Origin of the sequence: Limnobacter sp. SAORIC-580, assembly GCF_013004065.1 — a bacterium.
Classification (GTDB): domain Bacteria; phylum Pseudomonadota; class Gammaproteobacteria; order Burkholderiales; family Burkholderiaceae_B; genus Limnobacter; species Limnobacter profundi.
The window spans coordinates 1,156,623-1,179,909 of sequence record NZ_CP053084.1 but is presented as its reverse complement, the minus strand read 5'-3'; the positions used below and the strand labels follow the sequence as shown (position 1 = coordinate 1,179,909).

Here is a 23,287-nt window from a genome sequence, read left to right as displayed (position 1 = left end):
AATTCAATCCTGTTGGCCTTATCCACGGTCGCCTATTGTAGGTGTTTTATTCAGCGCCTTATTGGCAACAGGTTTTAGTTGGCGTGCTGATACTTTTTTGTCTTTAAAAGCCGGGCCAATCAAGCGCATGCCGCGCACTCTTTTGACTGCACATACAAAATAGACTGCGCCACACACTGGCCACCAGCGATCACCCGCATGCTCCATGAAACCCATCCGGCTTAAACCACTTTCAGTGAATGCAGGAAAACGGTAGCAACCAAACCGGCCAAACTCGGGTTCACAGGACAACAGTTTCAACCAGTCCTTCAGGCGGCTTAAATGGATCGGCTCACAACCATCCGGCCACACGGGTGCCCAGCGTTTCAGGGCCGCATGGCGAAGGCCCCACAGCGACATCGGGTTGAAACCGGTAATGACCACCCGCCCTTCCGGCATCAACACGCGCTCTACTTCCCGCAACAGCTGGTGCGGATCCTCAGAGAATTCAAGCACATGGGGCAGCACAATCATGTCCAACGACTGGCTCTCGAAAGGCAGCTCTTCAAACTCGGCAAAGCAATCGGGCGTGATCATTTCCACCCCATCGGGTTTGCTGGCCACCAAGCCCTGCTGCACATAGGCCTTGTGGGGAATGCGGCTTTCTTTCAGACCATCCACTAGCCGAGTACCCAATTGCACGGCCCGGAAACCAAACAGGTCGGGTACCACAGAATCAATCCACGCCTGTTCACGACTTGTGAAGTACCGGCCCGCTGGCGTGTTCAACCAGGCATCGAGTGCTAACATTTGGGCTTGTTGTGTACTCAAGTCGTTCAGGGGTTCAGATGGAATCATTCAAGTCTTCTCAAGTGTCGAATTGGTCGGTCTATGGCATCCCGGCCTTTCAGGACAACTACCTGTGGGCGATTGTTCATGAACCCAGCAAGGCCTGCATGGTGGTAGACCCGGGTTGCAGCAGGTCAGTTCAAGATTTTCTGGATTCTCGTGGTTACCATCTTAGCGGTATTTTGGTCACCCATCACCACATGGACCACATAGGGGGAATTGATGCGCTCCTGAGCAAAGCCGCAAAAGACTTGCCAGTGTACGGTCCGGCCAGTGGAAGGGTTGCACAGGTAAATCGGCCTGTGCGCGAAGGTAACGCCGTGGATGTACACTGCCTGACTGCCCGGGTTTTTGAAGTTCCGGGCCACACGGTAGACCACCTGGCGTATGTGATTGAGTTGAAAGACACCATGAACAGTGAAGAGGTGTGGATGTTTCCAGGTGACACCTTGTTCTCGGGCGGTTGTGGACGCTTGTTTGAAGGCAGCGCTGAACAAATGTTTGAATCCCTTCAAAAACTCAATCAATTTCCGGCAAACACCCGTGTTTTCTGCGCGCATGAGTACACCGAATCGAATCTGCGGTTCGCCAGGGCCTATTCACCCGACTCCAAAAATATTGAAGCACGAGAAATTGAAGTCCGAAGAATTCGGGAGGCAGGCTTAAGCACTATTCCGACAACGCTCGGTGTTGAGCGGCTCAGCAATTTGTTCATCAATGCTACAAATCCCATTGAATTCAAACAAATACGCACAGCAAAAGACAATTTCTAATTGCGATAACCAGTTAACATTTTTTTACAAATACACCTGTTTAAAATAATTCAAGTGGTATCACTCGGGCTGGGGCATGGGTCAACTCTCGATTGACCTACACAAAACTTCAACATAGGATGCATTTTCGTTTCGCTCTTTGCCCTGCCCGGCAACCAAGCCCTTTGAAACCCGACTCGTTCAAAAATGGAATCAAGCAATTTGCCAAAGTGGCCATTTTGACGGGCATCGCCGTTGGACCCGGCCCCACTTGGGCCAATGCGCAACAGGCCGACATTGCACTAAACGCGGAAAACGAAGAAGTACAGCTGTTCGGCCTGGTGGCACCCAACCCGGGCCTCGAGCTGAAAATGTCCGGACCCTACGACTTGATTACGCTGGACTTTGCCGAAGAAGCTGGTGATGTGTGGGCTGATATACGAAAGGGTTTTTCGGTGCCTGACCTGGAAACGCAGGCAGTGCAAGTTCGCGAACGCGCCTTGCTGAAAAACAAGCGCATGGTGAACAACATGTTGCAGCGTTCCGAACCCTACATTTACTTCATCGCCCAGGAATGTGCAAAACGTGGCATGCCGTCTGAGCTGGCCTTGCTGCCATTTATCGAAAGCCAGTTCAACCCGCATGCACGCTCACCTTCAGCCGCTGAGGGTTTGTGGCAGTTTATTCCCAGCACGGGACGTCAATTTGACCTGAAACAAAACAAATGGGTTGATGAACGACGGGACCTGGTGGCCTCCACCCGCGCTGCACTGGACTACCTTACGTATCTCTATGACATGCATGGCGATTGGCACCTGGCTTTGCTTTCTTACAACTGGGGCGAAGGTTCGGTACTCAGGGCCGTTAAAAAAGCACAGGAAGCAGGGCTTGAACCCACACTGGACAACCTTGAGCTGCCCCTTGAAACGAAACATTACATACCAAAACTACAAGCGCTAAAAAACCTAATTCAAAGCCCGGAACGTTTTGGCCTGACTTTGCCCAAGTTTCCAAACAAACCTTACTTCGCCGAAATCAAACGCAGCGCCGATGTTGACCTTCGGGAGATTGCCCGCCTAGCAGGCGTTGAACTGGAGTTGATTCGCAAACTGAACCCTGGTTTGAATCAACCAGTTTTGTATGCTGCCCACAGCAATACCCTGCTGGTGCCTGTTGAATACAGCGCAAAAATTCAGGCCAGCCTGAAACAGTACAAACCTTCAAACCCCCAGCGCAACTACACGGTAAAAAAAGGCGACACCTTGGGAGAAATAGCCCAACGCTTTGATGTGAGCGTGAAAGCCATACAAAGGCTCAACGGACTGGGCAAGAAGAAGCTGATCAAACCTGGCATGAACTTGAGTATTCCAAACACACCAAAGCTGGGCAGTTGGGAATCCTGAAGCGGTTAAAGCACCGGCGCCGCATCAATCAACTGACGGGTATAAGCATGCTGTGGGTTGGCAAACAACTGTTCAGCCGAACCGCGCTCCACCACATCGCCATGCCTTAGCACCACCACTTCATCGGCCAGGTACTGAACCACCGCCAGGTTGTGGGTAATAAACAGCATGGCCACACCGGTTTCAGTTTGCAGGCGTTTCAGCAAATTCAATATTTGAGCCTGAACTGACACATCCAGCGCTGAAGTGGGTTCATCGCAAATCAAAATTCTGGGCTCTGAAACCAATGCACGGGCAATCGCAATGCGCTGGCGCTGACCACCCGAAAATTCATGCGGAAAACGAGCAAGGGCTTCTTCGGGCATGCTGACTTGGTCAATCACTTTCAGCACACGAGCCTTGCGAGCAGTCGCATCCAGATCGGGGCGCAAACTAAGCAATGGCTCTTCCAGAATTTCAGCAATTCGATGGCGAGGATTCAGCGAAGCAAAAGGGTCTTGGAATACAAACTGAATTTTTGAACGCCAGCCCTCAGGGCCGCGCTCTGCCCATTGGCGAAGGGGCCTGCTGTCCATCAGCACATCGCCATCCACTTTCGCATTGCTGCCCAACAAACCCAGCAAGGCGCGGGCCGCTGTGGTTTTACCAGAACCCGATTCGCCCACCAAAGCCACAGTGCGGCCTTGCAACAAAGTGATGTCGAGCTTGTTCAGCACTGGCTTGAAATGCTTACGCAGCAAACCACCTTTTTCGGGATAAGCCACCGACAAAGACACCGTTTGCAACACCACCTTTGAAGTTGCGCCTGAAAAACTGCCGCCCACCGAGTTCACACCACCTGCGCCAGGCTTTGTGAACGACAAATCGGCATGGTAAAAACAACGCACGGTATGGGTTTGTGTGGCTGCAAGCAATTGTGGTGTGCTTTGGCTGCAATTTTCTTGCGCGTGCAGGCAACGGGCCGCAAACCGGCAACCAGGTTTGGGATTCACCAACGATGGAACACGCCCTTCAAGCGCATACAAAGCTTGCCCACGCTGGGCTTGGCTGGGCAAGGACTTCACCAGTGCATGCGCATAAGGGTGGCGTGGTGCAGCAAAAAACTCTGCGGTGCTGGCTTTCTCAACCAGTTGGCCAGCGTACATCAGCCCCACTGTATCTGCCATTTGCTTCACAATTGCCAGGTCATGCGTAATCAGCAGCATGGCCATGCCCTGCTCGCGCTGCAGGGTTTTCAATAAATCAAGTACTTGCGCCTGAATGGACACATCCAGTGCCGTGGTCGGTTCATCGGCAATCAGCAGGTCAGGCTTGACACTCAAGGCCATGGCGATCATGACACGCTGTTTTTGGCCGCCCGACATTTCAAAGGGATACTGCTGCAATCGCTTTTTGGGCTCGGGAATGCCCACGCGGCCCAGCCACGCTTCGGCCTCTTTCAATGCTTGTGCCTTGTTGACCCCAGTGTGCAAACAAATGATTTCGGTCAACTGGTCGCCCACGGTCATCACCGGGTTCAAGCTTGTGCCCGGTTCCTGAAAAATCATGGCAATGCGTTTGCCACGCAGGGTGCGCATGGCCGTTTCGCTGATGCGCAACACATCGGTGCTGTTTGAATTTGCACCTGCACTACTCTCGTTTAACCTCACCTGCCCGGCAACAATTGCGCCACTGTCTGGCAGCAGGCGGGCAATGCTGAGCGCGGTCATGGACTTGCCACAACCCGATTCACCCACCAAGGCAAAAGTTTGGCCCTTTTCAATGGCCAATGAAATATCATCGAGCGCATGCACCCAACCAGCCTCACTGGCCAAGCGGGTGGTAAGTCCATGGATGTTGAGCAAACTCATACGCTTACACCCTCACCAAAGATTGTTTCAACTGGCGCGCGCGCGGATCAAACGCATCGCGCACTGCGTCGGCAAACAGGTTGGCTGACAGCACCAGCAGCAACATGAATACAAATGCAGCCACCAGGCTCCACCACACAATCGGTTCCCGGCTTAGCTCAAGTCGTGCTGCATTGATCATGGTGCCGTAACTGAATGTGCTGGGGTCTACACCCACGCCGACATAACTGAGCACTGCCTCGGCCAACACCAGGCCTGAAAAATCCATCACCATGGCAATCAAAATAAGGTGCATTAAATTGGGCAGCAAATGCGAGAACAGAATTTTTGCGCTGGACACGCCACTGGCACGTGCGGCCAGAATGTAATCTTGCTCGCGCATTTTCAACACTTCGCCACGAATCAATCTGGCAAGGCCGGTCCAGCTGGTCAAACCCAAAATGGCACACAGGAAAAACAGGCGCAGGTCGGCTTTCTCAATCGATGACGCGAAGGCATCCGGGTTGGCATCCAGTGCCACCTGCAACATCAACACCGTGGCAGCAATCAACAACACCGAGGGAATTGAATTCAGCGTGGTGTAGATGTATTGGATAACATCATCGACCCAACCACGGAAATAACCCGCAGCCAAGCCCATGGCAATGCCCACAGGCAGAGTCAGCAAGGTGGTCAGCAAACCAATCAGCATGGCAGTGCGCAGCCCTTTCAAGGCAATGTAAAACACGTCCACGCCCACTTTGTCGGTACCCAGCACATGGTAGGCCTCAGCCCACTTCCACACTACGCCGCCCACAACGCAAAGTGCAAACAAGGTCCACACCACTGCCTGGTAAGCACCACTGCCCGTGAACACGGTAATGCTGTTTTGATGATCCGCCTGTGCCATGGCCCTGCGAATGATCCACAAGGCTGCCAGGAAAAACGCCCACAGCACTGCACCACCCAAGGCGCCTTGATAAGCACGCTTGAGCAGGTCCTGCCCCTTCATGCTTTCATCAATTAAATGCGCACCGCCAAACTGCAAACGGGCGTAATCACGCACGGGTTTGCCGTCTACCTCCATGGTTTCTTTGCTCAAGGAACGGGTGGCCAGTGGTGCTGAATACGATTTCTCGCGCTGATAGGCCAGGGGACCCAAGGCCACGTCGAGCACAGAAATAATGGGGCTGGCGTAACGGCTTTGCTGCTCGGCATTCAGGCGAAGATGAACACTGTCCAGCAGGGTGATGACCACCGCCAACAACAGCACCACCAAACTGGCACTGGCAATTTTCGATTGAAACACCAAACCCCATGACGCGCGAGAAAGCGGGTTTTTGACAACGCTGCGAGCATAAGCCAGCACGCCAAATACCAGCAGCCAGATGAGCGCATCAGTGAGTAGTAGAGTGGGCATCATCGACCTGCTCCCCTTATGCCAATCGAACCCGAGGGTCCGCGATGGTGTAAGCAATGTCAGTCAAAATCAAACCCACCAAATAAAGCACTGAACCAATAAACACCATCGCCCGCACAATTGCAAAATCTTGCGACTGAATGGCCTCGATGGTGTAGCTGCCCAAGCCTGGGATACCAAAGAAGGATTCAGAAATCAGCGAACCCATGAACAACAGGGGAATGACTGTGACTGAACCGGTCAGAATTGGAATAAGACCATTGCGCAGCACATGGCGCCCAAGCACCTGTAATTCAGACAAACCCTTGGCACGCGCTGTGCGAACATAGTCTTTGTTGATCTCTTCAAGGAAAATGGTGCGGTACCAGCGCGTACCGCCACCCAAACCACTGACCACGCCAATGATGACCGGCAATATCAAAAAGCGCCAAGCATCCCCGCCCGAGTCATAGCCTGAGATTGGAACAAGCGCCAATGTTTTGGAAAACAGGTACTGCCCGCCAATGATGTAAAACAAACCGGAAATCGACATGGCCAGCACGCACAGCACCACACCGGTTAAATCAAGGTAAGTGCCCCGGAAAAAGGTCAGCAACAGTGACAGCACAATATTCAGGAAGAGACCCAGCACAAACACGGGCACGGCCAGGGCAAGACTAGGCCCCGCACGTTTCACAATTTCATTGGCAATATTACGGCCATCGTCGGAACTGCCAAACTCACCCACAAACATGGGCACCGACTTCTGGAAGAAAATAGTCTCGGTCAGCGTGCCTGTGCCTTGCGCTTCACTGTTGATCAGCAAGGGCAAGTCGTATCCTTTTTCACGCTTCCATTGATCAACCGATTCTTGCGCGACCCGTTTGCCACCAAGGGCCAAACGGGCCATGTCATCGGGACTGTTCACTTGAAAAAACAGCACAAAGGTGATCAGGTTCACACCCAACAATACCAGCAGGCCATACAGCACACGGCGCAGCAAATAGTTACCCATCAGCGCTTGCCCCCTGTGCGGTTTGCCACAGTCGCAGCCAAGTCTTCGCGAATACCCATGGCTTGTTCACGGCGCTTCCAGGCGGCCCAGGCGGGCCAAATGAACAGGGCCAGTGCAAGCAACAACACCGGAATAGGCCACCATTCGGGCTGGTTCCATTCCTTTCTGGCCTGATCACGTTTGGCGGTATCGATGGTTTTGTATTTGATGCTGTTGCGGGCCAGGTCGTTGGGCTTTACGTTGCCATACCACTCGTGGATCAGCCCAAACTGCTGGGGCACAAAGGCAAACAACCAGGGCACATCGTCTTGAACAAGGTCCGTCATCTGCGAAATAATCGCGGCACGCTCTTCATTGTTGGGCATGGTTTTCATGCGCTCGAACATGGCGTCATATTGCGCATTGGAATAGTTCGAGGCATTTTCCCCCGCAGTTTTGGCGCGGCTGTTGGGGCCGTAGAGCAGGAACAAAAAGTTTTCCGGATCGGGGTAATCTGCATTCCAGCCCAGGAAGAAAATTTGCGCATTGCCCTTTCGGATTTTTTCCTGAAAACGGTTCCAGTCGGTGGCACGAATATCCAGTTGAATGTTCAGCTTGGCGAACTGCTTGCGGTACCAATCGAAGCGGGCTTTGTCACCGGGGCCTCCGCCTGTTGTATCGAGCGCCAGGGTTAAGGGTTGCCCTGTTTTTGGGTCAATTCCATTGTCATAACCTGCTTGTTTCAACAAGGCCAAGGCGTCTTCAACTGGCTTGCGTACCGGCTTGCCATCCACCAAGTTGTACACCTGCGTGTTGTAGCCGGCCTCACCTTCCTCGTAACCAAACAAGCCAGGCGGCACCGGGCCGTGGGCTGGCACTGCTCGACCATTGGTGAAAATTTGCGAGAATTCCTCCCAGTCCATGGCAATTGCAATGGCTTGGCGCAGCAATTTGGCACGGCGCGCCTCTTCGGCGGAGCTGCCCGGCCCCACCACGGGATCCAGCCAATTGAAACCCAGATAAAACATGCTGGTGGACAATGATGTTTCCAGACGAATGCCCTTTTCCGCCATGTCCGGGGTTAAAGCTGCATCGCCATCGGCGCTGGCACGAATGGCCTGATCAAAGGTGTCTGCACTGACCCCAGAGGTGTCGTAATAGCCCTGCAGAAACTTGTTCCAGTAAGGAATGCCCTCTTTCTCGCGCGTGAACACCACACGATCGATAAAGGGCATTGTTTTGCCGGCATCGGCCAACAGGCCTTTGGCCTTGTCGCCGGGCTCACCCTCTGATGGATACGGCTCACCGCGGTGGTTCGGGTTGCGCGACAACACCATGCGGGAATTCGGGTCATTTTCAGTCAACATGTAAGCACCCGTGCCCACAGGCCACCAATCCAGCACCAGGTTGTTTTCTATAAAACCTTTTTGACTGTAGAACGCATCAGCTTCCCAGGGAATGGGTGCAAAAAAAGGCATGGCCAGCCAGTAAATAAACTGGGGGTATTTGCCGTTCACGCGAATTTCTAGTGTGTGGTCGTCCAGCGCTTTGGCACCAGGCAAATCAAATTCACGCAGATCAAGCCAGGGCAAGTCAGCTGTGGCAGGCGGAAAGGCACTGCCGGTTTCTTTCTGGATTTTCTCTTTCAGCGCTTTGTCGTGTTCTTGCAGGGTTTTTGACAACTCCCCCAAGCCTTCCACGTAATCGCCCATGTGCCCCAGAATTGGAGACACGATTCGGGAACTGGCAAGGCGCTTGATCTCGTACACATAATCGTGCGCAGTTAACTCGCGCGTACCCTGCTGCTCAAACTGCAAGGGGCTGCTGTACTTGCGGGCTTCTTCGCCGAGCTGGTGGTACAAAAAATTGCCCTGGGCATCTTTCGCAAAAGCCGGGTGCGGTTGATATTGAACGCCAGGCTTTAATTGAATGGTATAAACGCTGGTCCTCACCGCGTTAAGCGGCGCGTCATCGGGCAATTCGTTGCCCGCCTCATCCAGGTAAACCGGTACAGGCATGGCCGCAGCAGCCAAGGGCTCTAGCTGATAGGGCCGTTTCAGGTAGTGGTACTGAAACAGCGGCTCGTAAATTTGGTAAGTGAATTCCGCTTCGTCGGAGGTGTAAGACTGCGCTGGATCCAGATGCTTGGGGCGTGCCGTGAAGGCGGTGTAAAGGGTGTTGAGCTTTTTGTCTTCCGCAGTTTCAACGTAAGGATTGTTGGGCGCCTTGCCACATGCAGCGAGCGACAGGCACAAAGCCACCGCCACTGCGAAACTGCCTGTAATGCGACCGAAAACTGCCAAAAAACCACCCTCGCACTGTTGTTTTTTTAGATGGCTTTATTTAACCACGCCAAACACGCTCCGGACCAGTGTCAGCGTGAATCCAGCCACCTTTTGCGCCCACACGGAAGTAGAAGCCCACGCCACCGGCGCGGAAACCCTCTACCAATTCGCCCAGCACCCTGGGATGCAGGCCAGGCAAACGGAAATCAACAGCCTGACCTTTCAGATGCAGGGAATTGCGGGCAGCGGGCAAGCCTTTCTCGATTAAACGGGCATTTGTTTTTGGGCTTCTGTAACCCGAAGTAATTTCAACCGGTGCCACAAAGCCATAACGACGCACGAAAGCCTGTGCAGCCCACAGTGTGTCGATAATTTGCGTGTCCATGCGGAAAACTTGATTTGCCTGCACGTCTCGAAGCAAACCACAAATCTGTTCATAGGCGATTGGGTTAAGATGTCCGTCTTTCCAGTAGGTAATGTTCAAGCGCTCGCCCGATTGTGGGCGTACCATTTCAAGGGTGCGTGGTTGAAGCCAGAAAGTCAGATCTACCAAGCCTGGATCGAACAGATCGGGTGGTGGCACCAAGTCTGAACCAGCTGCCAATACTCCCCGATTCAAAAAGGTATCGACTGAGCCAATAACAGCCAAAGTACTTACTGCCTTGATGAATGAACGCCGGTCGAAATTGTGCATTGCCATAGCTTGTAGCCGAAACCTAAGAATTTACTTGAACTTATAATATGAGTTCTTTGAAAAAAAGTCACTAATCCATGTCAACAGATCACCAAAATCAAACAGTTCGCACCCGTTTTGCACCCAGCCCAACAGGCTATTTGCATTTGGGTGGCGCCAGAACCGCCTTGTACAGCTGGGCTTTTGCCCGCCACCACAAGGGACAGTTCATTCTTCGCGTAGAAGACACTGACGTAGAGCGATCCACCCCAGAAGCCGTTCAGGCCATTATGGATGGCATGGCTTGGTTGAATCTGGATTACGACGAAGGCCCGTTTTTTCAAATGCAACGCATGGACCGTTACCGGGCCATGATCGACAAACTGCTTGAAAAAGGCGATGCCTACCTTTGTTACTGTACGCAAGAAGAATTGAATCAAATGCGTGAAAAGCAACGGGAAAATGGTCAACGTATTCGATATGACGGCACATGGCGCCCAGAGGCCGGCAAGGTACTGCCCACGCCACCTGCAGATGTAAAACCCGTGGTGCGTTTCAAGAACCCGCTTAGCGGCGCGGTGACTTGGGACGACCTGGTGAAAGGCGCCATTTCGATCAACAACGAAGAAATGGACGACCTCATTATCGCCCGCCAGGACGGCACACCCACGTACAACTTCTGTGTGGTAGTGGATGACTGGGAGATGAAAATTACCCACGTGATTCGCGGTGATGACCATATCAACAACACGCCCCGCCAAATCAATATCCTGAAAGCGTTGGGCGGCGATCAACCCATTTATGGGCATATCCCGATGATTCTGGGACCCGACGGTGAAAAGCTGTCCAAACGCCACGGTGCGGTCAGCGTGGTGCAGTACCACGAAGAAGGCTTTTTGCCCGATGCCATGATCAACTATCTGGCCCGTTTGGGCTGGAGCCACGGTGACGATGAATTGTTTAGCCGCGAACAGCTTATTGAGTGGTTTGACTCCACCAACCTGTCGAAATCGGCCGCGCAGTTCGATCCGGAAAAGCTGAAGTGGGTTAATGCCCATTACATGAAGCAAGCGCCAAAGGAAGTATTGCTGTCGGATTTGCAAACCCGCCTTGAGAAAGAGGGTGTGAATGCGTTTGAAGGCCCCAAGCTGGCCGACGTGCTCGACGTAGTGCTGGAGCGAGCGTCCACTTTGGTGCAATTGCGCGATGAAGCCGCCCTGTTCTACAAGGTGCCAAGTGTAAATGTTGAAGAATTGAAACCCATGCTGGAAGAAGCTGGCGTGCGTGCAGCCTTGGCCGAATTCAATGAAGGCTTGAACAGTGTGGAATGGAATGTGGAAGCGCTGAGCGGTTTGGTTAAAACCACCATTAAAAACCATGGCCTGAAAATGCCAAAGCTTGCAATGCCTCTGCGCTTGATGTTGACTGGCATTACGCAAACGCCTTCAATCGACAAGGTGATGAACCTGTTGGGCAAGCACACTGTACAAACTCGAATTGCGCAAGGACTGCAATCATGAGCAACAACAAACCGAAGGCCAACCCGGCAGACTGGGCCACTGCCACCAAGGCGATTCGTGCGGGCAGCCACCGCACAGAGTTTGGCGAGCACTCTGAGGCCATGTTTTTGACATCCAGCTTTGTGTTCGACAATGCAGCGCAAGCCGCAGCCCGCTTTGCCGGCACCGAAGAAGGCAATGTGTACGCGCGTTTTACGAACCCCAGCGTGCAAATGTTTGAGCAGCGCCTGGCTGTGCTTGAAGACATGGAGTATTGCCTGGCCACGTCCAGCGGCATGGCGGCAATTACAACAACCTGCATGGGCCTGTTGAATGCGGGTGACCACATTATTGCGTCCAAAGCCTTGTTTGGCGCCACAGTGCAGTTGTTTGTGAATATTCTCTCCCGCTTCGGGATCGAGACCACATTCGTAGACGGCACCAGTATGGAAGCTTGGGAAAAAGCAATCAAGCCCAACACGAAGTTGTTCTACAGCGAAACGCCTTCGAACCCGCTGACCGAAATTCTGGACATGCGCGCGCTGAGCGACCTGGCCAGGAAACATGGTATTTACAACGTGGTGGACAATTGCTTTTGCACCCCTGCTTTGCAAAAACCAGTCGACTTCGGCACGGAAATCATCATTCACTCCGCCACCAAATACCTGGATGGTCAAGGCCGTGTGTTGGGCGGTGCCATTTGCGGCCCGAAAGACTTGCTGAAAGACAAAATTTTGCCTGTGCTGCGCACGGCAGGCCCAACGCTTTCTGCATTCAACGCTTGGGTGCTGTTCAAAGGCCTTGAAACGCTGAACATTCGCATGCTGGCGCAGTCTGCTGCGGCGCTTGAAATTGCAGGCTGGCTGGAAGCGCACCCCGCTGTCAGCAAGGTGTACTACCCCGGCCTGGAAAGCCACCCGCAACATGCGCTGGCCATGAAACAGCAAAAAACCGGTGGTGCCATTGTGTCGTTTGAGGTGAAGGCAAGCAACGAGGACGATGCCCGTGCCAAGGCCTGGCATGTCATTGACAGCAGCCAGTTGATGTCAATTACTGCGAACCTGGGTGACACGCGAACAACCATTACCCATCCGGGCACCACCACGCACGGAAGGCTTAGCCCTGAAGCGCGTGAAGCCGCGGGTATCAAGCAAGGTTTGATTCGTTTGGCGATTGGCCTGGAAGATGTGGCTGATTTGAAGAAAGATTTGCTACGCGGCTTGGGTGGGTAATTAAGCCAAGCGCTCAACAAAAAAGCCGCTGATTAAAACCAGCGGCTTTTTTAATAAATCAACACCACAAAATCAAACACGCATTTGGTCTTCAGTCATGCCTTTCGCCATGGCTTCTTTCATCCAGTTTGGGCGTTTGCCGCGACCCGACCAAGTGAGTGAAGCGTCTTGGGGATGGCGGAAACGTACAGGCGCTGGGCCCAATTCGCGTTTGCCTTTGGGCTTGGATCCGCCCAACTCAGCAAAAAGCTCTTCAAGCTTCAACCCTTTCGACGCTGCCAATTTCTTGACTTCTTCAATGGCTTGCAGTTTAGAGCTGCGGTCATTCAATTCTTTTTCAATGTCTGACTTCAACTGCTGAAGCTCAGAAGCACTTAAAGCGGATAGATTTAGTTTTTTCATTTTTTTCTTTTTAAAAAAGTTTATTAACAAGCCCGATTGTAATTAAATTTATTGTTAATCACAAACGTGAAATTAAATTGATTACTTAATGAGGTCAAGTGCAAATTTAAAATGCTCATTTTCTGCACTTTCCAGCCATTCAAATACGACCATTTCTGTGGTCACCAATTCTGCGCCATTACCAGCCAAACGATCAAAGGCTGCATCACGATTTCTATCGGTTCTCGATCCACACGCATCGGTGACTACCCAAACTTCCATTTCTTCATTCAGTAAATCAAGCGCTGTTTGAAGCAGGCACACGTGGGCTTCAACACCGGCAACTACAATACTGGGACGCTCTGATTCCTGATTATTTTTCTGCAAATGCTTGGGTAAACTGCGTGCATTGCCAGCAGGTGCTTTGCTGGTCAACAAATCAATCAAACCTTCAGGGCAGGCGCTGAAATGAGTTTTACGCATGGTGGCTTTGCACAGTGCACCAAGAGCAGGCACAAAAGGGCCTATTTTGTCGGGCATATGCTCGGTACCAAATACAGGCACGCGCAGCTTTTTGGCCAGCGTGGCCAATATCAAGGCGTTTTTGTAAACATCGTCAGCCTGGTGTATGGCTGGCATCAGTTTTTCTTGATAATCAATTAAAACGAGTTGACTGGATTCGTGGTTCAATAACATTCGATGTGAAAAACCAAAGTGCAAAACAAGAGCATACAAGGTAATTCATGTCAAAAACACCAACCATGGAACAACTCAATCATTGAATCAGCCTTGTTTACTTTCCGTAATCTGCTGACAATATTTTTCAAGCTCTTCCGGCAAATGGCTGGGACAAACTCCACAAAGACGATTGCCTGGAACTGCATAATCAATAAACTTGGGATAAGGCAAATGCAGATTGCCCATAATTTCGATAAACTCTTCGAGCGTTTTTTGATCACCCAAGCGAGGATTTCGATTTTTCTCTTGTCCAATCGAAGAAACCCGTCGATTTTGATAATCATGCCCAGGATAGACCAAAGTATCTTCAGGCAAGCAAAATAGTTTCTCTTTCACGCTTTTGTACAAAGTGGGTGCATCACCATTCTGAAAATCAGTTCGCCCACAACCATCAATCAACAAGGCATCCCCGGTGAAGACGCGTTCTCCCAAGCGATAAGAGAAGTGGCCATCGGTATGACCAGGGGTGTGCAACGGTTCAATTTGCACGCTGCCCACCACAAATGGCTGCCCCTCTTCGATCGCATGGTCGGTGCAAGGCAAACGATCAAAAGCAGGCGCAGCAATTTTACTGCCCACCTTGCTTTTCAGTTCAAGCGCGGCAGTAATGTGATCAGCGTGAATGTGCGTATCCAGGGTGTAGGCCAGTTTTAAACCGAGTTCACTCAACACGGCGAGGTCTCGTTCCATCACAGACACTACCGGATCAATCAACACGGCCTGCCCGGTTTGTTCGCAACCCACCAAATAGGTGTAGGTGCTGGATACGGGCTCAAAAAGCTGTTTGAAAATCATCTTTTAACCTCAATGCTCTATATATGCGCAACTACGCATATAATAGACACATCTTACTTTTTTGTCGCCTGCAATACTGTATCCGGGCACACACTGTCAAAATGTACGACATTCAACACATCCCCAGACAACTTTTGAAACAGGCATTCGCATGATTGGTACCTTGGCTTTGGGGCTTTTGGTGGGCTTAGTCATGGCGCTGACTGGCGCTGGTGGAGGAGTACTGGCGGTACCTTTGCTGGTTTTCACCACCGGGCTGCCCGTGCAAGAAGTGTCTGCAATCGGCTTGCTGGCAGTGGGCCTGGCAGCCACACTCGGCGCTTTTTTGGGTTTGCGGGCAGGCGAGGTGCGTTACAAGGCGGCTGGCCTTATGGGGTTTGTTGGCTTGCTGCTATCGCCAGTTGGTTTTTGGGTGGCCCAACAAGTAGACACCAAGGCACTGGGGCTGGCCTTCTCAGTGGTTCTGCTGTGGGTTGCTTTCAATGCATTTCGGGGGGCCGCCAATTCGGAAATGAATGTGATTGATGCACCACCCGATTCCGAAAAAAGTAAATGCCCTTGCATTCGAAGTCCGGAAACCGGTCGCTTCATCTGGACCTGGCCATGTGCACGGGCACTGGTTTTCTCGGGTGCCGTGGCGGGTTTTCTATCGGGTTTATTGGGTGTGGGTGGCGGATTTGTGTTGGTGCCCGCCTTGCAACGCTTCACCAATTTAAGCGTTCAATCAGTCACGGTGACCTCTTTGGCGGTGATTGCGATTGTTTCAACTTTCGGGGTATTGAACAGCGTTGGCGCTGGCGTCTTCAACTATGAAATAGGTATTACCTTTGCAGCCGCGGCGCTGTGTGGCATGTTGTTTGGCCGCTTGGTTTCAAACAAAATGCCAAGTGCCCAGTTGAAAAAAGCATTTGGTGCAATGTGCGTCGTGGTCGCAATTCTGATGGTGATCAAGAATATTTAAGCCTGTCAAAATCCAGGCGTAATTCCGAAACCCAAGGTGAATGCCCTGGCATTTTGAAAAGTGCCGTAGTCACTGCCATAGCTGGCATCGATCTGCAAAAAATCGGGAATGAGGGTGTAGCGCGCACCGATCCGCCAACTCAAAGCGTCTTCGACACCTGAATAAGTTTCAACCGAAAACCCGATTCGCTCGTTGAGTGAATAATCGAGCGCCGCGGCCTTGAAAATACTGTTGTCATGCTGGGTTTGGTCACGGTATTGCAAGTACCCAAGGTTTAGGTGAAGCAATGAATCTTCGCTACTCAAAGGGACAGAGGCAATCGTGGTGAGCAGAGTTTCCTGAGAGGATTCATTCGTGGATTTCAAGCGCCCCCACTCTCGGCTGGCAGCCAGACCATACCCCGCAGTGCTGTCAGTGAAGTGTTTGAAAATGTGCTTGTAACCGAGGGAACTCAGAGTTTGATCTTCCTGATTACCATGCACGGCGCCAAGCCCGAGGCTAAACTCACCATTGCCCAAAAAATTACAGCCCCCATTGAAATTGTCCTGTCGAACCTCCAACGATGTTTCTGTCCAAAAATCAAGCTGGCAGGTTCGAAGGGCAGTAACCGACGCGTCGTCAGTTTCAATGGGGCGACCGGCATAACCATTGGGCATCAATCCCATTAAACCAATTAACAATAGTATGACCTTCACAACCCCCCCTGTTTACTGCCAGATTACTCACAGCATTCTGAACGAATTCATGGCTGGCTAATCATCACGCGTGACCAACGCGATTATTTTTCCCAGGGTGGCTTATTTTCTTAAACTCTCACCCCCAACTGTTTTGGTCGGGGGATTTGAAGTCGGACCTCGCGGTAAAGTTTAAACAGGCAAAGCACCAGTTAATAAATCAAGCGGCCCCAGTCCTCCGCCGTCAGTTGAAATTGGTAGGGCACCGGTCAGCATATCCAGTGGCAATGCGTCTGTCGGCAGTGCCGAACCTGCGCCCGAATCGCCAGAACTGACGCTATCGCCACCCAACACCTCTCCCACCGTGCCAATCAAGCCAGTGGGGTCTTGGGCGGAGGCATCGGCCACAGCGCCACCCAGTGTTTCAACACCATCGGCCAACGTATTGACTCCGTCTCCCACGGCGCTCGTGACCGGATCCAAAGGTGCAAGCGCTGCGTCTTCAGCAGTCAGGTCAGTCAGCCCTTCGCTTACTTCATTCAGGGTACCGGGAACACCATTGGTGTCGCTGGTATCGTCGCTCGTGCCCACGATCGGGGCAAGGATGTCCGATGTTAACGGCGCCAATGGGCTGTCATCGCCGGCCAGGGTGTTACCCACATCGGCCAAACCTTGCGCAACGCCATCCACAGCGCCAGAGTCAGAACCCAACGTTTCTGTAAGGGGATCAACCAATGGTGCCAATGGCGTGTTTTCAGTGCCGCTGTCCAGCCCAGTCGAAATTGAATTCACAGCACCAACCAACCCACCAGCATCGGAACCATCGCCACTGCTGGGGTCGCCTACAACGCCTGCAAGCACATCAGTCAAACCGGTTGGATCTTGATCCGAAATACCACCAATCGCGCCGCCAACCATACCAAGGCCGTCCGAGACTGCATCTGTGGCCCCGGCCACAGGTGCCAAGGGCGTTTCCTCAAGGCCATCACCTATTGATTCGACACCACCGGCCAAACCACCAGCACCGCTACCACTTTGGCCAGCGCCACCATTGTCATCGTCGTCGCCGAGCAAAAATGCGCCTGCAGCCACTGCACCCAGGCCAGCGGCTGCACCTCCGCCCAAACCACCAGCCAACAAACCAGCACCAACCAGGCCTGACATCTCGCCTGTGCCCTGTTCGAGAATGGCAGATGAGATATCGTCATCAATGTCGTAAAGTTCAACACCCTCAGTCAGCGCCACCACTTTGGTACGCGAAGCTGCTCCTGCTACATCTGAATCGATCTCCTCCAGACGCGCTGCCGCGCCAGGCTGCAGCACCAGTAAGGTATCGCCTTGTCCAGGTCCACGCGCAGGAATACGGATTTCCATGGGAGTGGCCGAAGTGTTTGAAATTTCATCGCCCCACTGAAACAACTCCGCATCAGCCACAACCTGGCCATTGCGGGTAATGGTTGGGGTCGCATTCGGGGTTTGAATTTTCGCAACTGGAACTTGATCAATCATGGTGTGTACACCTGTAAGTTTTCGGATACAAGTCATACACGGAGACGGGATATTCAGATTCGAAGATTGTTACTAAACTTTGTTAATTATGTTTAACACAATAATCGTTCAAGTATTGATCAACAGCGCGTCAATAAAAAAAGCCCGTCAATCGACGGGCTTTTTCTAAGTCAAAACAGCTTAAAGCGAACGGGCAATGATCTCTTTCATGATTTCACTAGAACCACCATAGATGCGCTGAACGCGGGCATCCGCGTACATTTGCGCAATCGGGTACTCCATCATGTAACCGTAACCGCCAAAGAACTGCAAGCATTCATCAATCACCTTGCATTCCAGCTCGCTCAAATGCAATTTGGCAATCGATGCAGTCGCCGCATCCAGCTTACCAGCCACCAGTTTCTCAATCGAATTGTCAATGAAAGCTCGAGCCACCACCGCTTGAGACTTCAGTTCAGCCATTTTGAAGCGGGTATTCTGGAACTCGAAAATGGATTTACCAAAGGCCTTACGCTCTTTGGTGTATTCCAGGGTAATTTCAATGGCCATTTCAATCGCAGCCATGGCGCCCACACCCAGCATCAAACGCTCGTAGGGCAACTCAACCATTAGCTGCATGAAGCCCATTCCCTCAGCACCCAATACGTTTTGGGCTGGAATGCGCACATTGTCAAAGAACAACTCGCAGGTGTCTTGCCCTTTCTGGCCAAGTTTTTCAAGAATTCGACCTACCTTGAAACCTTCGGCTTTCTTGGTCTCCAGCAACATCAACGTGGTGCCTTTGGCGCCTGCGCTTGGGTCAGTTTTGGTAACCAGAATAATCACGTCGGCCAGGTAACCATTGGAAATGAAAATCTTGGAACCATTCACCACATAGTGATTGCCCTCTTTCACCGCGCTGGTGCGAATGCCCTGCAAGTCTGAACCGGCACCAGGTTCACTCATGGCAATCGCGCCAATCATTTCGCCGCTGGCCATCTTGGGCAGGAAGTATTGTTTCTGTTCCTCAGTGCCGTGGTTCAAAATGTACTGGGCTGCAATTGCATGCACATGCACACCGAATGAACGGTCCCCACTGTAGGCCAATTCTTCAAACAACACGGCCATGTGCGTGAAATCGCCGCCGGCACCGCCGTACTCCTCGGGGATATCTGCCGACAACAAGCCCATTTCTCCGGCCTTGGTCCAAAGTTCACGGTCAACGTGTTGCTGTTTGGCCCACTTGTGTTGATTGGGCTTGATCTCGGTTTCAACGAAACGGCGGATGTTGGAACGATACAGTTCGAGGTCGGAATTCATCCAGCTGGGCTTGGGGTATCTCATTTGTCTCTTCACACTCTCAAAGTTATAGGTCAACCGACCGGTTGCAGTGAATCGATTATAGGTCACGTGACCTGTTTGTCAACAATGAGGTCAATATTGGGGGTAATTTTTGAGTTAAAGTACGCACATGAATACACACGCCACCACCGACAAAGGTCACATTCGCTCGCAGGAAATACTGCGCACCGCACAGGCCATACTGGCCAGCGAGGGCTATGCAGGGTTAAGTATGCGCGGCGTGGCTACCCAATTGGGTATTTCGCTAAGCACCGTGCAGCACTACTACACCAACAAGGAAGCGCTGGTTGAGGCCTTGCTGATCTATGTGATGGACAACTACCAGGCTGCGGTTGCGCAAGTGATGAATGCGATGAGCGACAAAAGCCAGCTTGAGCGGTTTAAAACGATCATTGATTTGATTCTGATTGAAATTCGTCGGCCTGAAACCTTTGGTGTGCTGGCAGAAATCTATGCCTTGTCAAACCGCTTGCCTTTTGCAGCGCGTTTGGTCGAGGCTGTGTACGCCCGGGAAAGAAAAGAGATTTTCAAACTGATTTACGGCCTGGAGCCAAAAATCAGCAAAGCAGAATACAAGTTGAGAGCTGCCATGATCGTCGTTCAAATACATGGGCTGGTTTCACAATTGGCTCAGGACAACGACCCAAGCCTTAGTCGCAGACAACTTGAGCAGGCCGCAAAACAAAGCTTCTTGATGCTGGCCACCAAAGCGTGACCAAAGTCACGTGGCGCCTGATGTTCAGGCGTACACGTTCAATTTCGTACCCAAATTACCACTGGTGGCCAGCGCGGGTGGCTGAGGAATAGACTGGATCAGCTGCGCCACAGACGACTCGGCAATGTCCATGGTTTTCTTGAACACCGCAATTTGACCCTGTTGAATCGATTGCGCTTGCTGCATCTGTACCGTGGCATTCACCATGGCGGCTGGGGAAACATCCATTGTTTTTCTCCGTATCTGTCACTTTGATAACGGCAGCCTGGGCTGAAACTTGAGTGCTTTATCAGGCCTGGGTTTCAGTGCCCTTTCTTGGCACAGTCCAGTATTTGAACCACCAATTCGCTTCGAATTTGCTCGCCACGCTCTACGTTCTGCGCATGCAACAACACGTTTTCTTCAATGAGTTTCGCCATGGAGCTGAGCAGCACATAGATCAGGTCTTCAGCCTTAAACATGGCTGCATTTTGAAGAATATTCAGCGCACCCAGGCAACAGGAATGGCGCAGCGCCATTTCATCCACGGCCAAGTCCCCATAATCAAGCGGGTCCTCTTTGGCAACTTCATTGACCAGCATCACAAGGGTGTTCAGATCAATTTCAACTTGATGCGTTGTTGCCATGGTGTTTCTCCGTGGTGAGCACACCTTCGTTCTACCATAGCGCTGTACAGAAAACCAGCACTGAATGGATGTAATTTCACTCCATTAATTACAAGTATTTGCATTTATGATTAAATTGAGTAATTATTAGAAAATACTCCAAGAATGACAGGGATGAATGCCATGAAAACCGCCAAAGAATTGCAAGCCAGCCCAATCGTGGGCGAGACCCACCAGGTACAGAATGTTGCCAACGAATTGCACAGCTACAACCTGTTTACCACCGATGCCGCCCTGCTCGAAGGTGTGAAGCGCGAGGGTGGCGCCTGGGGCGTGTCTGAAATTGCCGCTTTTGGCGAAAAGTGTGGCAAACCGGAATACCTGGAGCTGGGTTTTCTGGCCAACAAATACACCCCTGAGCTGGACACCCATGACCGCTTTGGCAACCGGGTCGATTCCGTGCGCTATCACGGTGCTTACCATGAGCTCATGAAATCAGCCCTTGAGGAAGGACTGCACAGCCAGCCCTGGACCCACCCACGCGAGGGCGCACATGTGGTGCGCGGTGCCAAGGCATTCATGCAAAGCCAGGTGGAGGCCGGGCACGGCTGCCCCGTCACCATGACTTTTGCCTCCATTCCAAGCTTTCGCTTACAGCCTGAAGTGGCTGCCATTTTCGAATCGAAAATATTGAATCGCGGCTACGACCCGCGCAACGTGCCCATCGATGAAAAACAGTCCATTACTGTGGGCATGGGCATGACCGAAAAACAAGGCGGCTCGGATGTGCGGGCCAACAGCACAATGGCCACTCCTGTGAACCAGCCAGGTGCCGGGCAAATGTATTCACTGGTGGGGCACAAATGGTTTTTATCTGCCCCCATGTGCGATGTGTTTTTGATACTGGCGCAAACCACCGCAGGCGTATCGTGTTTTGCCGTGCCGCGCTGGTTGCCCGATGGTACGAAAAACGCACTGAATGTGATTCGCTTGAAAGATAAAATGGGCAACAAATCCAATGCCTCAAGCGAAGTGGAATTTCGCGGTGCGCAGGGTTGGCTAATTGGCGATGAAGGTCGCGGTGTGCCCACGATTATCGAGATGGTGAGCCTGACCCGTTTTGACTGCATGGGTGCATCGGCGGGCCTCATGCGTGCGGGCCTGGCCAATGCCATTCACCATTGCAAACAACGCGCGGCGTTTGGCGCCAAGCTGATCGATCAACCGTTGATGCAAAACGTACTGGCCGATTTGCAGCTGGAATACGAAGGTGCCATGGCCTTTTCCATGCGCATGGCCCGAGCGCTGGACAAAAAAGACAGCGACGAGCATGAAGCACACCTGGCCCGCCTGGCCACCGCTGTGGGCAAATACTGGATTTGTAAACGCGCTCCGCAACACAGCTATGAAATCATGGAATGCATTGGCGGCAGTGGCGTGATGGAGAATTCGATTTACCCGCGCCTGTTCCGCGAAAGTGTGATCAATCCAATCTGGGAAGGCAGCGGTAACGTGCAATGCCTGGATGTACTTCGCGCCATCGGCAAAACCCCGGCGGTGCTTATGGCCTTCAATGCAGAATTGAACAAAGCACGGGGTGGCAATTCCATTCTTGACCGCTACCTGGATGGCTTGAATCAACAATTTATGCAGTTAAACCCGACCGATATGCATGACCTGCAATACAGCGCCCGAACCATGGTGGATCAAATGGCGTTGGCTTTTGAGGCATCGCTGCTGGTGCGCCATGCACCCGCAGCCGTGAGCGAAGCATTTTGCGCCAGTCGCCTGGCGGCGCAAGGCCACCACAACTATGGCGCCTTGCCCAAAGGCGTGAATGTGAAATCGATCATTGAACGAGCCGACCCAGGCGTTGTGAAAGCGTAATTCCATTGGGCTGAGGTGGCCACACTCCGAGCCCTGACCGACAGACTATGCACCATGTCGTGAAAGGGCTTTCGCATGCGGGGTGTGGGCCAAAACAATCTACCCGCCAAGGCGGGTTGCTGGCTTAACAATGCTTCAATCGCGGGTATGCAATCGTTCCACACCATGGCATTGGGCCAAAGCCTTACGGCCCATTCAATGGCCTCTAGCTCAGCCAGCACCGAGCTGGAGGCTTCACAGGGTGCACTGTACAAATGCAACACTTCGCCATTCTCCATGCACACCGCTGCCATGCAGTAGCGCCCCTGCCCCGCACCTGAGGCATCCACCAACACATGCCGCCCGACGTAAAACACCGCCGCAGTTCGATTTTCCGGGGCCACCCGAAATACCATGAAGACCACACCCTTCTCAAAAAGACCAATCTGTCCACAAAAGTGAGGGTGTTTACCCTGAGGGTGACCACCAGCAATTGTCGCTAAAATGCCCAAATTCGAGCACCACCACAATACAACATGAACGCCTTACCCCAAGCCCAACCCGGAAAATTGTTCCAACTAGTCTTTGCACTCATCATGGGATTTCTCATGGTGGGTATCGTTACTTTCGTCACCACCGCCAGCAATTTTGGCTTCGGCGGTAACTTTCTGGCCACGTGGGGAAAAACATACCTGATTGGTTACCTGGCTGCGGTGCCCGCCATCTATTTGCTGGCCCCCATTGCACGGCGTATCACGGCCCAACTGCTGAACTAATGCACTGAACCAGCATTCCCCCTTTCCTCCGG

23 protein-coding genes are annotated in these 23,287 nt (G+C 52.2%); 8 read left to right on the top strand and 15 right to left on the bottom strand.

The window, feature by feature from the left end; genetic code table 11:
* Positions 1-18 precede the first annotated feature (18 nt).
* Positions 19-837: a class I SAM-dependent methyltransferase gene (locus HKT17_RS05550; protein ID WP_171098473.1), complete on the bottom strand. Its 819-nt coding sequence runs from the start codon at positions 835-837 to the stop codon at positions 19-21.
* Between HKT17_RS05550 and gloB the strand changes: the two genes are divergently transcribed.
* Both gloB and HKT17_RS05540 read left to right on the top strand, forming a co-directional pair.
* Positions 828-1,601: a hydroxyacylglutathione hydrolase gene (gloB, locus tag HKT17_RS05545; protein ID WP_171098471.1), complete on the top strand. Its 774-nt coding sequence runs from the start codon at positions 828-830 to the stop codon at positions 1,599-1,601. The two genes, HKT17_RS05550 and gloB, sit on opposite strands and share 10 nt — an antisense overlap.
* Positions 1,602-1,720: 119 nt before the next feature.
* Complete coding sequence (locus HKT17_RS05540) at positions 1,721-2,983, top strand: transglycosylase SLT domain-containing protein (protein ID WP_205882512.1); 1,263 nt, start codon at positions 1,721-1,723, stop codon at positions 2,981-2,983.
* Between the two features lie 5 nt (positions 2,984-2,988).
* Here the strand turns inward: HKT17_RS05540 and HKT17_RS05535 are convergent, their stop codons facing one another.
* From HKT17_RS05535 to HKT17_RS05515, 5 genes are read right to left on the bottom strand one after another with little or no spacing between them, the layout of a single operon-like run.
* Complete coding sequence (locus tag HKT17_RS05535; protein WP_171098468.1) at positions 2,989-4,833, bottom strand: ABC transporter ATP-binding protein; 1,845 nt, start codon at positions 4,831-4,833, stop codon at positions 2,989-2,991.
* A 4-nt stretch (positions 4,834-4,837) separates the two neighbouring features.
* A complete protein-coding gene (locus tag HKT17_RS05530) occupies positions 4,838-6,235 on the bottom strand; it encodes an ABC transporter permease (RefSeq protein WP_171098465.1) in 1,398 nt (465 codons plus the stop codon).
* A gap of 13 nt (positions 6,236-6,248) precedes the next feature.
* Positions 6,249-7,226: an ABC transporter permease gene (locus HKT17_RS05525; RefSeq protein ID WP_171098464.1), complete on the bottom strand. Its 978-nt coding sequence runs from the start codon at positions 7,224-7,226 to the stop codon at positions 6,249-6,251.
* A complete protein-coding gene (locus HKT17_RS05520) occupies positions 7,226-9,508 on the bottom strand; it encodes an ABC transporter substrate-binding protein (protein WP_171098462.1) in 2,283 nt (760 codons plus the stop codon). The genes HKT17_RS05525 and HKT17_RS05520 overlap by 1 nt, the downstream gene beginning before the upstream one ends.
* 40 nt (positions 9,509-9,548) lie before the next feature.
* On the bottom strand, positions 9,549-10,184 hold the full coding sequence (locus tag HKT17_RS05515) for a YcbK family protein (RefSeq protein ID WP_083797177.1): 636 nt from the start codon (positions 10,182-10,184) through the stop codon (positions 9,549-9,551).
* 77 nt (positions 10,185-10,261) lie between these two features.
* Between HKT17_RS05515 and gltX the strand changes: the two genes are divergently transcribed.
* The gene (gene gltX, locus HKT17_RS05510) at positions 10,262-11,683 is read left to right on the top strand and encodes a glutamate--tRNA ligase (RefSeq protein ID WP_171098459.1); all 1,422 of its coding nucleotides are present in this window, start codon (positions 10,262-10,264) and stop codon (positions 11,681-11,683) included.
* Positions 11,680-12,894 (top strand): O-succinylhomoserine sulfhydrylase, encoded by a 1,215-nt coding sequence (locus HKT17_RS05505; protein ID WP_171098457.1) that lies wholly within the window; start codon positions 11,680-11,682, stop codon positions 12,892-12,894. The genes gltX and HKT17_RS05505 overlap by 4 nt, the downstream gene beginning before the upstream one ends.
* Before the next feature lie 72 nt (positions 12,895-12,966).
* Here the strand turns inward: HKT17_RS05505 and HKT17_RS05500 are convergent, their stop codons facing one another.
* From HKT17_RS05500 to HKT17_RS05490, 3 genes are all read right to left on the bottom strand, one after another.
* The gene (locus tag HKT17_RS05500; RefSeq protein WP_008251074.1) at positions 12,967-13,296 is read right to left on the bottom strand and encodes an H-NS histone family protein; all 330 of its coding nucleotides are present in this window, start codon (positions 13,294-13,296) and stop codon (positions 12,967-12,969) included.
* Between the two features lie 81 nt (positions 13,297-13,377).
* A complete protein-coding gene (locus HKT17_RS05495; RefSeq protein ID WP_008251073.1) occupies positions 13,378-13,971 on the bottom strand; it encodes an isochorismatase family protein in 594 nt (197 codons plus the stop codon).
* 87 nt (positions 13,972-14,058) lie between these two features.
* On the bottom strand, positions 14,059-14,808 hold the full coding sequence (locus HKT17_RS05490) for an MBL fold metallo-hydrolase (RefSeq protein ID WP_171098454.1): 750 nt from the start codon (positions 14,806-14,808) through the stop codon (positions 14,059-14,061).
* Between the two features lie 151 nt (positions 14,809-14,959).
* On the opposite strand from HKT17_RS05490, the gene HKT17_RS05485 reads away from it, so the two are divergent.
* Positions 14,960-15,769: a sulfite exporter TauE/SafE family protein gene (locus HKT17_RS05485; RefSeq protein WP_171098452.1), complete on the top strand. Its 810-nt coding sequence runs from the start codon at positions 14,960-14,962 to the stop codon at positions 15,767-15,769.
* Positions 15,770-15,774: 5 nt separating this feature from the next.
* Here HKT17_RS05485 and HKT17_RS05480 read toward each other — a convergent pair whose 3' ends face one another.
* From HKT17_RS05480 to HKT17_RS05470, 3 genes are all read right to left on the bottom strand, one after another.
* A complete protein-coding gene (locus HKT17_RS05480) occupies positions 15,775-16,464 on the bottom strand; it encodes a PA4824 family protein (protein WP_171098450.1) in 690 nt (229 codons plus the stop codon).
* 171 nt (positions 16,465-16,635) lie between these two features.
* A complete protein-coding gene (locus HKT17_RS05475; RefSeq protein ID WP_171098447.1) occupies positions 16,636-17,952 on the bottom strand; it encodes a hypothetical protein in 1,317 nt (438 codons plus the stop codon).
* A gap of 180 nt (positions 17,953-18,132) precedes the next feature.
* Entirely contained in the window at positions 18,133-19,275 is a 1,143-nt protein-coding gene (locus tag HKT17_RS05470; RefSeq protein ID WP_240965909.1) for an acyl-CoA dehydrogenase family protein, read from the bottom strand.
* A gap of 127 nt (positions 19,276-19,402) precedes the next feature.
* Between HKT17_RS05470 and HKT17_RS05465 the strand changes: the two genes are divergently transcribed.
* Positions 19,403-20,008, top strand: coding sequence for a TetR/AcrR family transcriptional regulator (locus HKT17_RS05465; protein WP_171098445.1), 606 nt, complete (start codon positions 19,403-19,405; stop codon positions 20,006-20,008).
* Between the two features lie 24 nt (positions 20,009-20,032).
* On the opposite strand, the gene HKT17_RS05460 is transcribed toward HKT17_RS05465, so the two are convergent.
* Both HKT17_RS05460 and HKT17_RS05455 read right to left on the bottom strand, forming a co-directional pair.
* Positions 20,033-20,236, bottom strand: coding sequence for a YjfB family protein (locus HKT17_RS05460; protein ID WP_171098443.1), 204 nt, complete (start codon positions 20,234-20,236; stop codon positions 20,033-20,035).
* 74 nt (positions 20,237-20,310) lie between these two features.
* Positions 20,311-20,634: a hypothetical protein gene (locus HKT17_RS05455; protein WP_171098441.1), complete on the bottom strand. Its 324-nt coding sequence runs from the start codon at positions 20,632-20,634 to the stop codon at positions 20,311-20,313.
* Between the two features lie 162 nt (positions 20,635-20,796).
* Here HKT17_RS05455 and HKT17_RS05450 point away from each other — a divergent pair, with 162 nt between their 5' ends.
* The gene (locus tag HKT17_RS05450) at positions 20,797-22,500 is read left to right on the top strand and encodes an acyl-CoA dehydrogenase family protein (RefSeq protein WP_371815429.1); all 1,704 of its coding nucleotides are present in this window, start codon (positions 20,797-20,799) and stop codon (positions 22,498-22,500) included.
* On the opposite strand, the gene HKT17_RS05445 is transcribed toward HKT17_RS05450, so the two are convergent.
* Positions 22,425-22,895: a ribonuclease H family protein gene (locus HKT17_RS05445; protein ID WP_171098437.1), complete on the bottom strand. Its 471-nt coding sequence runs from the start codon at positions 22,893-22,895 to the stop codon at positions 22,425-22,427. The genes HKT17_RS05450 and HKT17_RS05445 overlap by 76 nt on opposite strands.
* A gap of 120 nt (positions 22,896-23,015) precedes the next feature.
* On the opposite strand from HKT17_RS05445, the gene HKT17_RS05440 reads away from it, so the two are divergent.
* Positions 23,016-23,255, top strand: coding sequence for a DUF2798 domain-containing protein (locus HKT17_RS05440; RefSeq protein ID WP_171098435.1), 240 nt, complete (start codon positions 23,016-23,018; stop codon positions 23,253-23,255).
* The last annotated feature ends 32 nt before the right edge of the window (positions 23,256-23,287 follow it).

Coding starts and splice junctions, on each gene's coding strand:
- gloB (WP_171098471.1), top strand. CDS start 828: ATGGAATCATTCAAGTCTTCTCAAGTGTCGAATTGGTCGGTCTATGGC.
- HKT17_RS05550 (WP_171098473.1), bottom strand. CDS start 837: ATGATTCCATCTGAACCCCTGAACGACTTGAGTACACAACAAGCCCAA.
- HKT17_RS05540 (WP_205882512.1), top strand. CDS start 1,721: ATGCATTTTCGTTTCGCTCTTTGCCCTGCCCGGCAACCAAGCCCTTTG.
- HKT17_RS05535 (WP_171098468.1), bottom strand. CDS start 4,833: ATGAGTTTGCTCAACATCCATGGACTTACCACCCGCTTGGCCAGTGAG.
- HKT17_RS05530 (WP_171098465.1), bottom strand. CDS start 6,235: ATGATGCCCACTCTACTACTCACTGATGCGCTCATCTGGCTGCTGGTA.
- HKT17_RS05525 (WP_171098464.1), bottom strand. CDS start 7,226: ATGGGTAACTATTTGCTGCGCCGTGTGCTGTATGGCCTGCTGGTATTG.
- HKT17_RS05515 (WP_083797177.1), bottom strand. CDS start 10,184: ATGCACAATTTCGACCGGCGTTCATTCATCAAGGCAGTAAGTACTTTG.
- gltX (WP_171098459.1), top strand. CDS start 10,262: ATGTCAACAGATCACCAAAATCAAACAGTTCGCACCCGTTTTGCACCC.
- HKT17_RS05505 (WP_171098457.1), top strand. CDS start 11,680: ATGAGCAACAACAAACCGAAGGCCAACCCGGCAGACTGGGCCACTGCC.
- HKT17_RS05500 (WP_008251074.1), bottom strand. CDS start 13,296: ATGAAAAAACTAAATCTATCCGCTTTAAGTGCTTCTGAGCTTCAGCAG.
- HKT17_RS05495 (WP_008251073.1), bottom strand. CDS start 13,971: ATGTTATTGAACCACGAATCCAGTCAACTCGTTTTAATTGATTATCAA.
- HKT17_RS05490 (WP_171098454.1), bottom strand. CDS start 14,808: ATGATTTTCAAACAGCTTTTTGAGCCCGTATCCAGCACCTACACCTAT.
- HKT17_RS05485 (WP_171098452.1), top strand. CDS start 14,960: ATGATTGGTACCTTGGCTTTGGGGCTTTTGGTGGGCTTAGTCATGGCG.
- HKT17_RS05475 (WP_171098447.1), bottom strand. CDS start 17,952: ATGATTGATCAAGTTCCAGTTGCGAAAATTCAAACCCCGAATGCGACC.
- HKT17_RS05470 (WP_240965909.1), bottom strand. CDS start 19,275: ATGAGATACCCCAAGCCCAGCTGGATGAATTCCGACCTCGAACTGTAT.
- HKT17_RS05465 (WP_171098445.1), top strand. CDS start 19,403: ATGAATACACACGCCACCACCGACAAAGGTCACATTCGCTCGCAGGAA.
- HKT17_RS05460 (WP_171098443.1), bottom strand. CDS start 20,236: ATGGATGTTTCCCCAGCCGCCATGGTGAATGCCACGGTACAGATGCAG.
- HKT17_RS05455 (WP_171098441.1), bottom strand. CDS start 20,634: ATGGCAACAACGCATCAAGTTGAAATTGATCTGAACACCCTTGTGATG.
- HKT17_RS05450 (WP_371815429.1), top strand. CDS start 20,797: ATGAAAACCGCCAAAGAATTGCAAGCCAGCCCAATCGTGGGCGAGACC.
- HKT17_RS05445 (WP_171098437.1), bottom strand. CDS start 22,895: ATGGTATTTCGGGTGGCCCCGGAAAATCGAACTGCGGCGGTGTTTTAC.
- HKT17_RS05440 (WP_171098435.1), top strand. CDS start 23,016: ATGAACGCCTTACCCCAAGCCCAACCCGGAAAATTGTTCCAACTAGTC.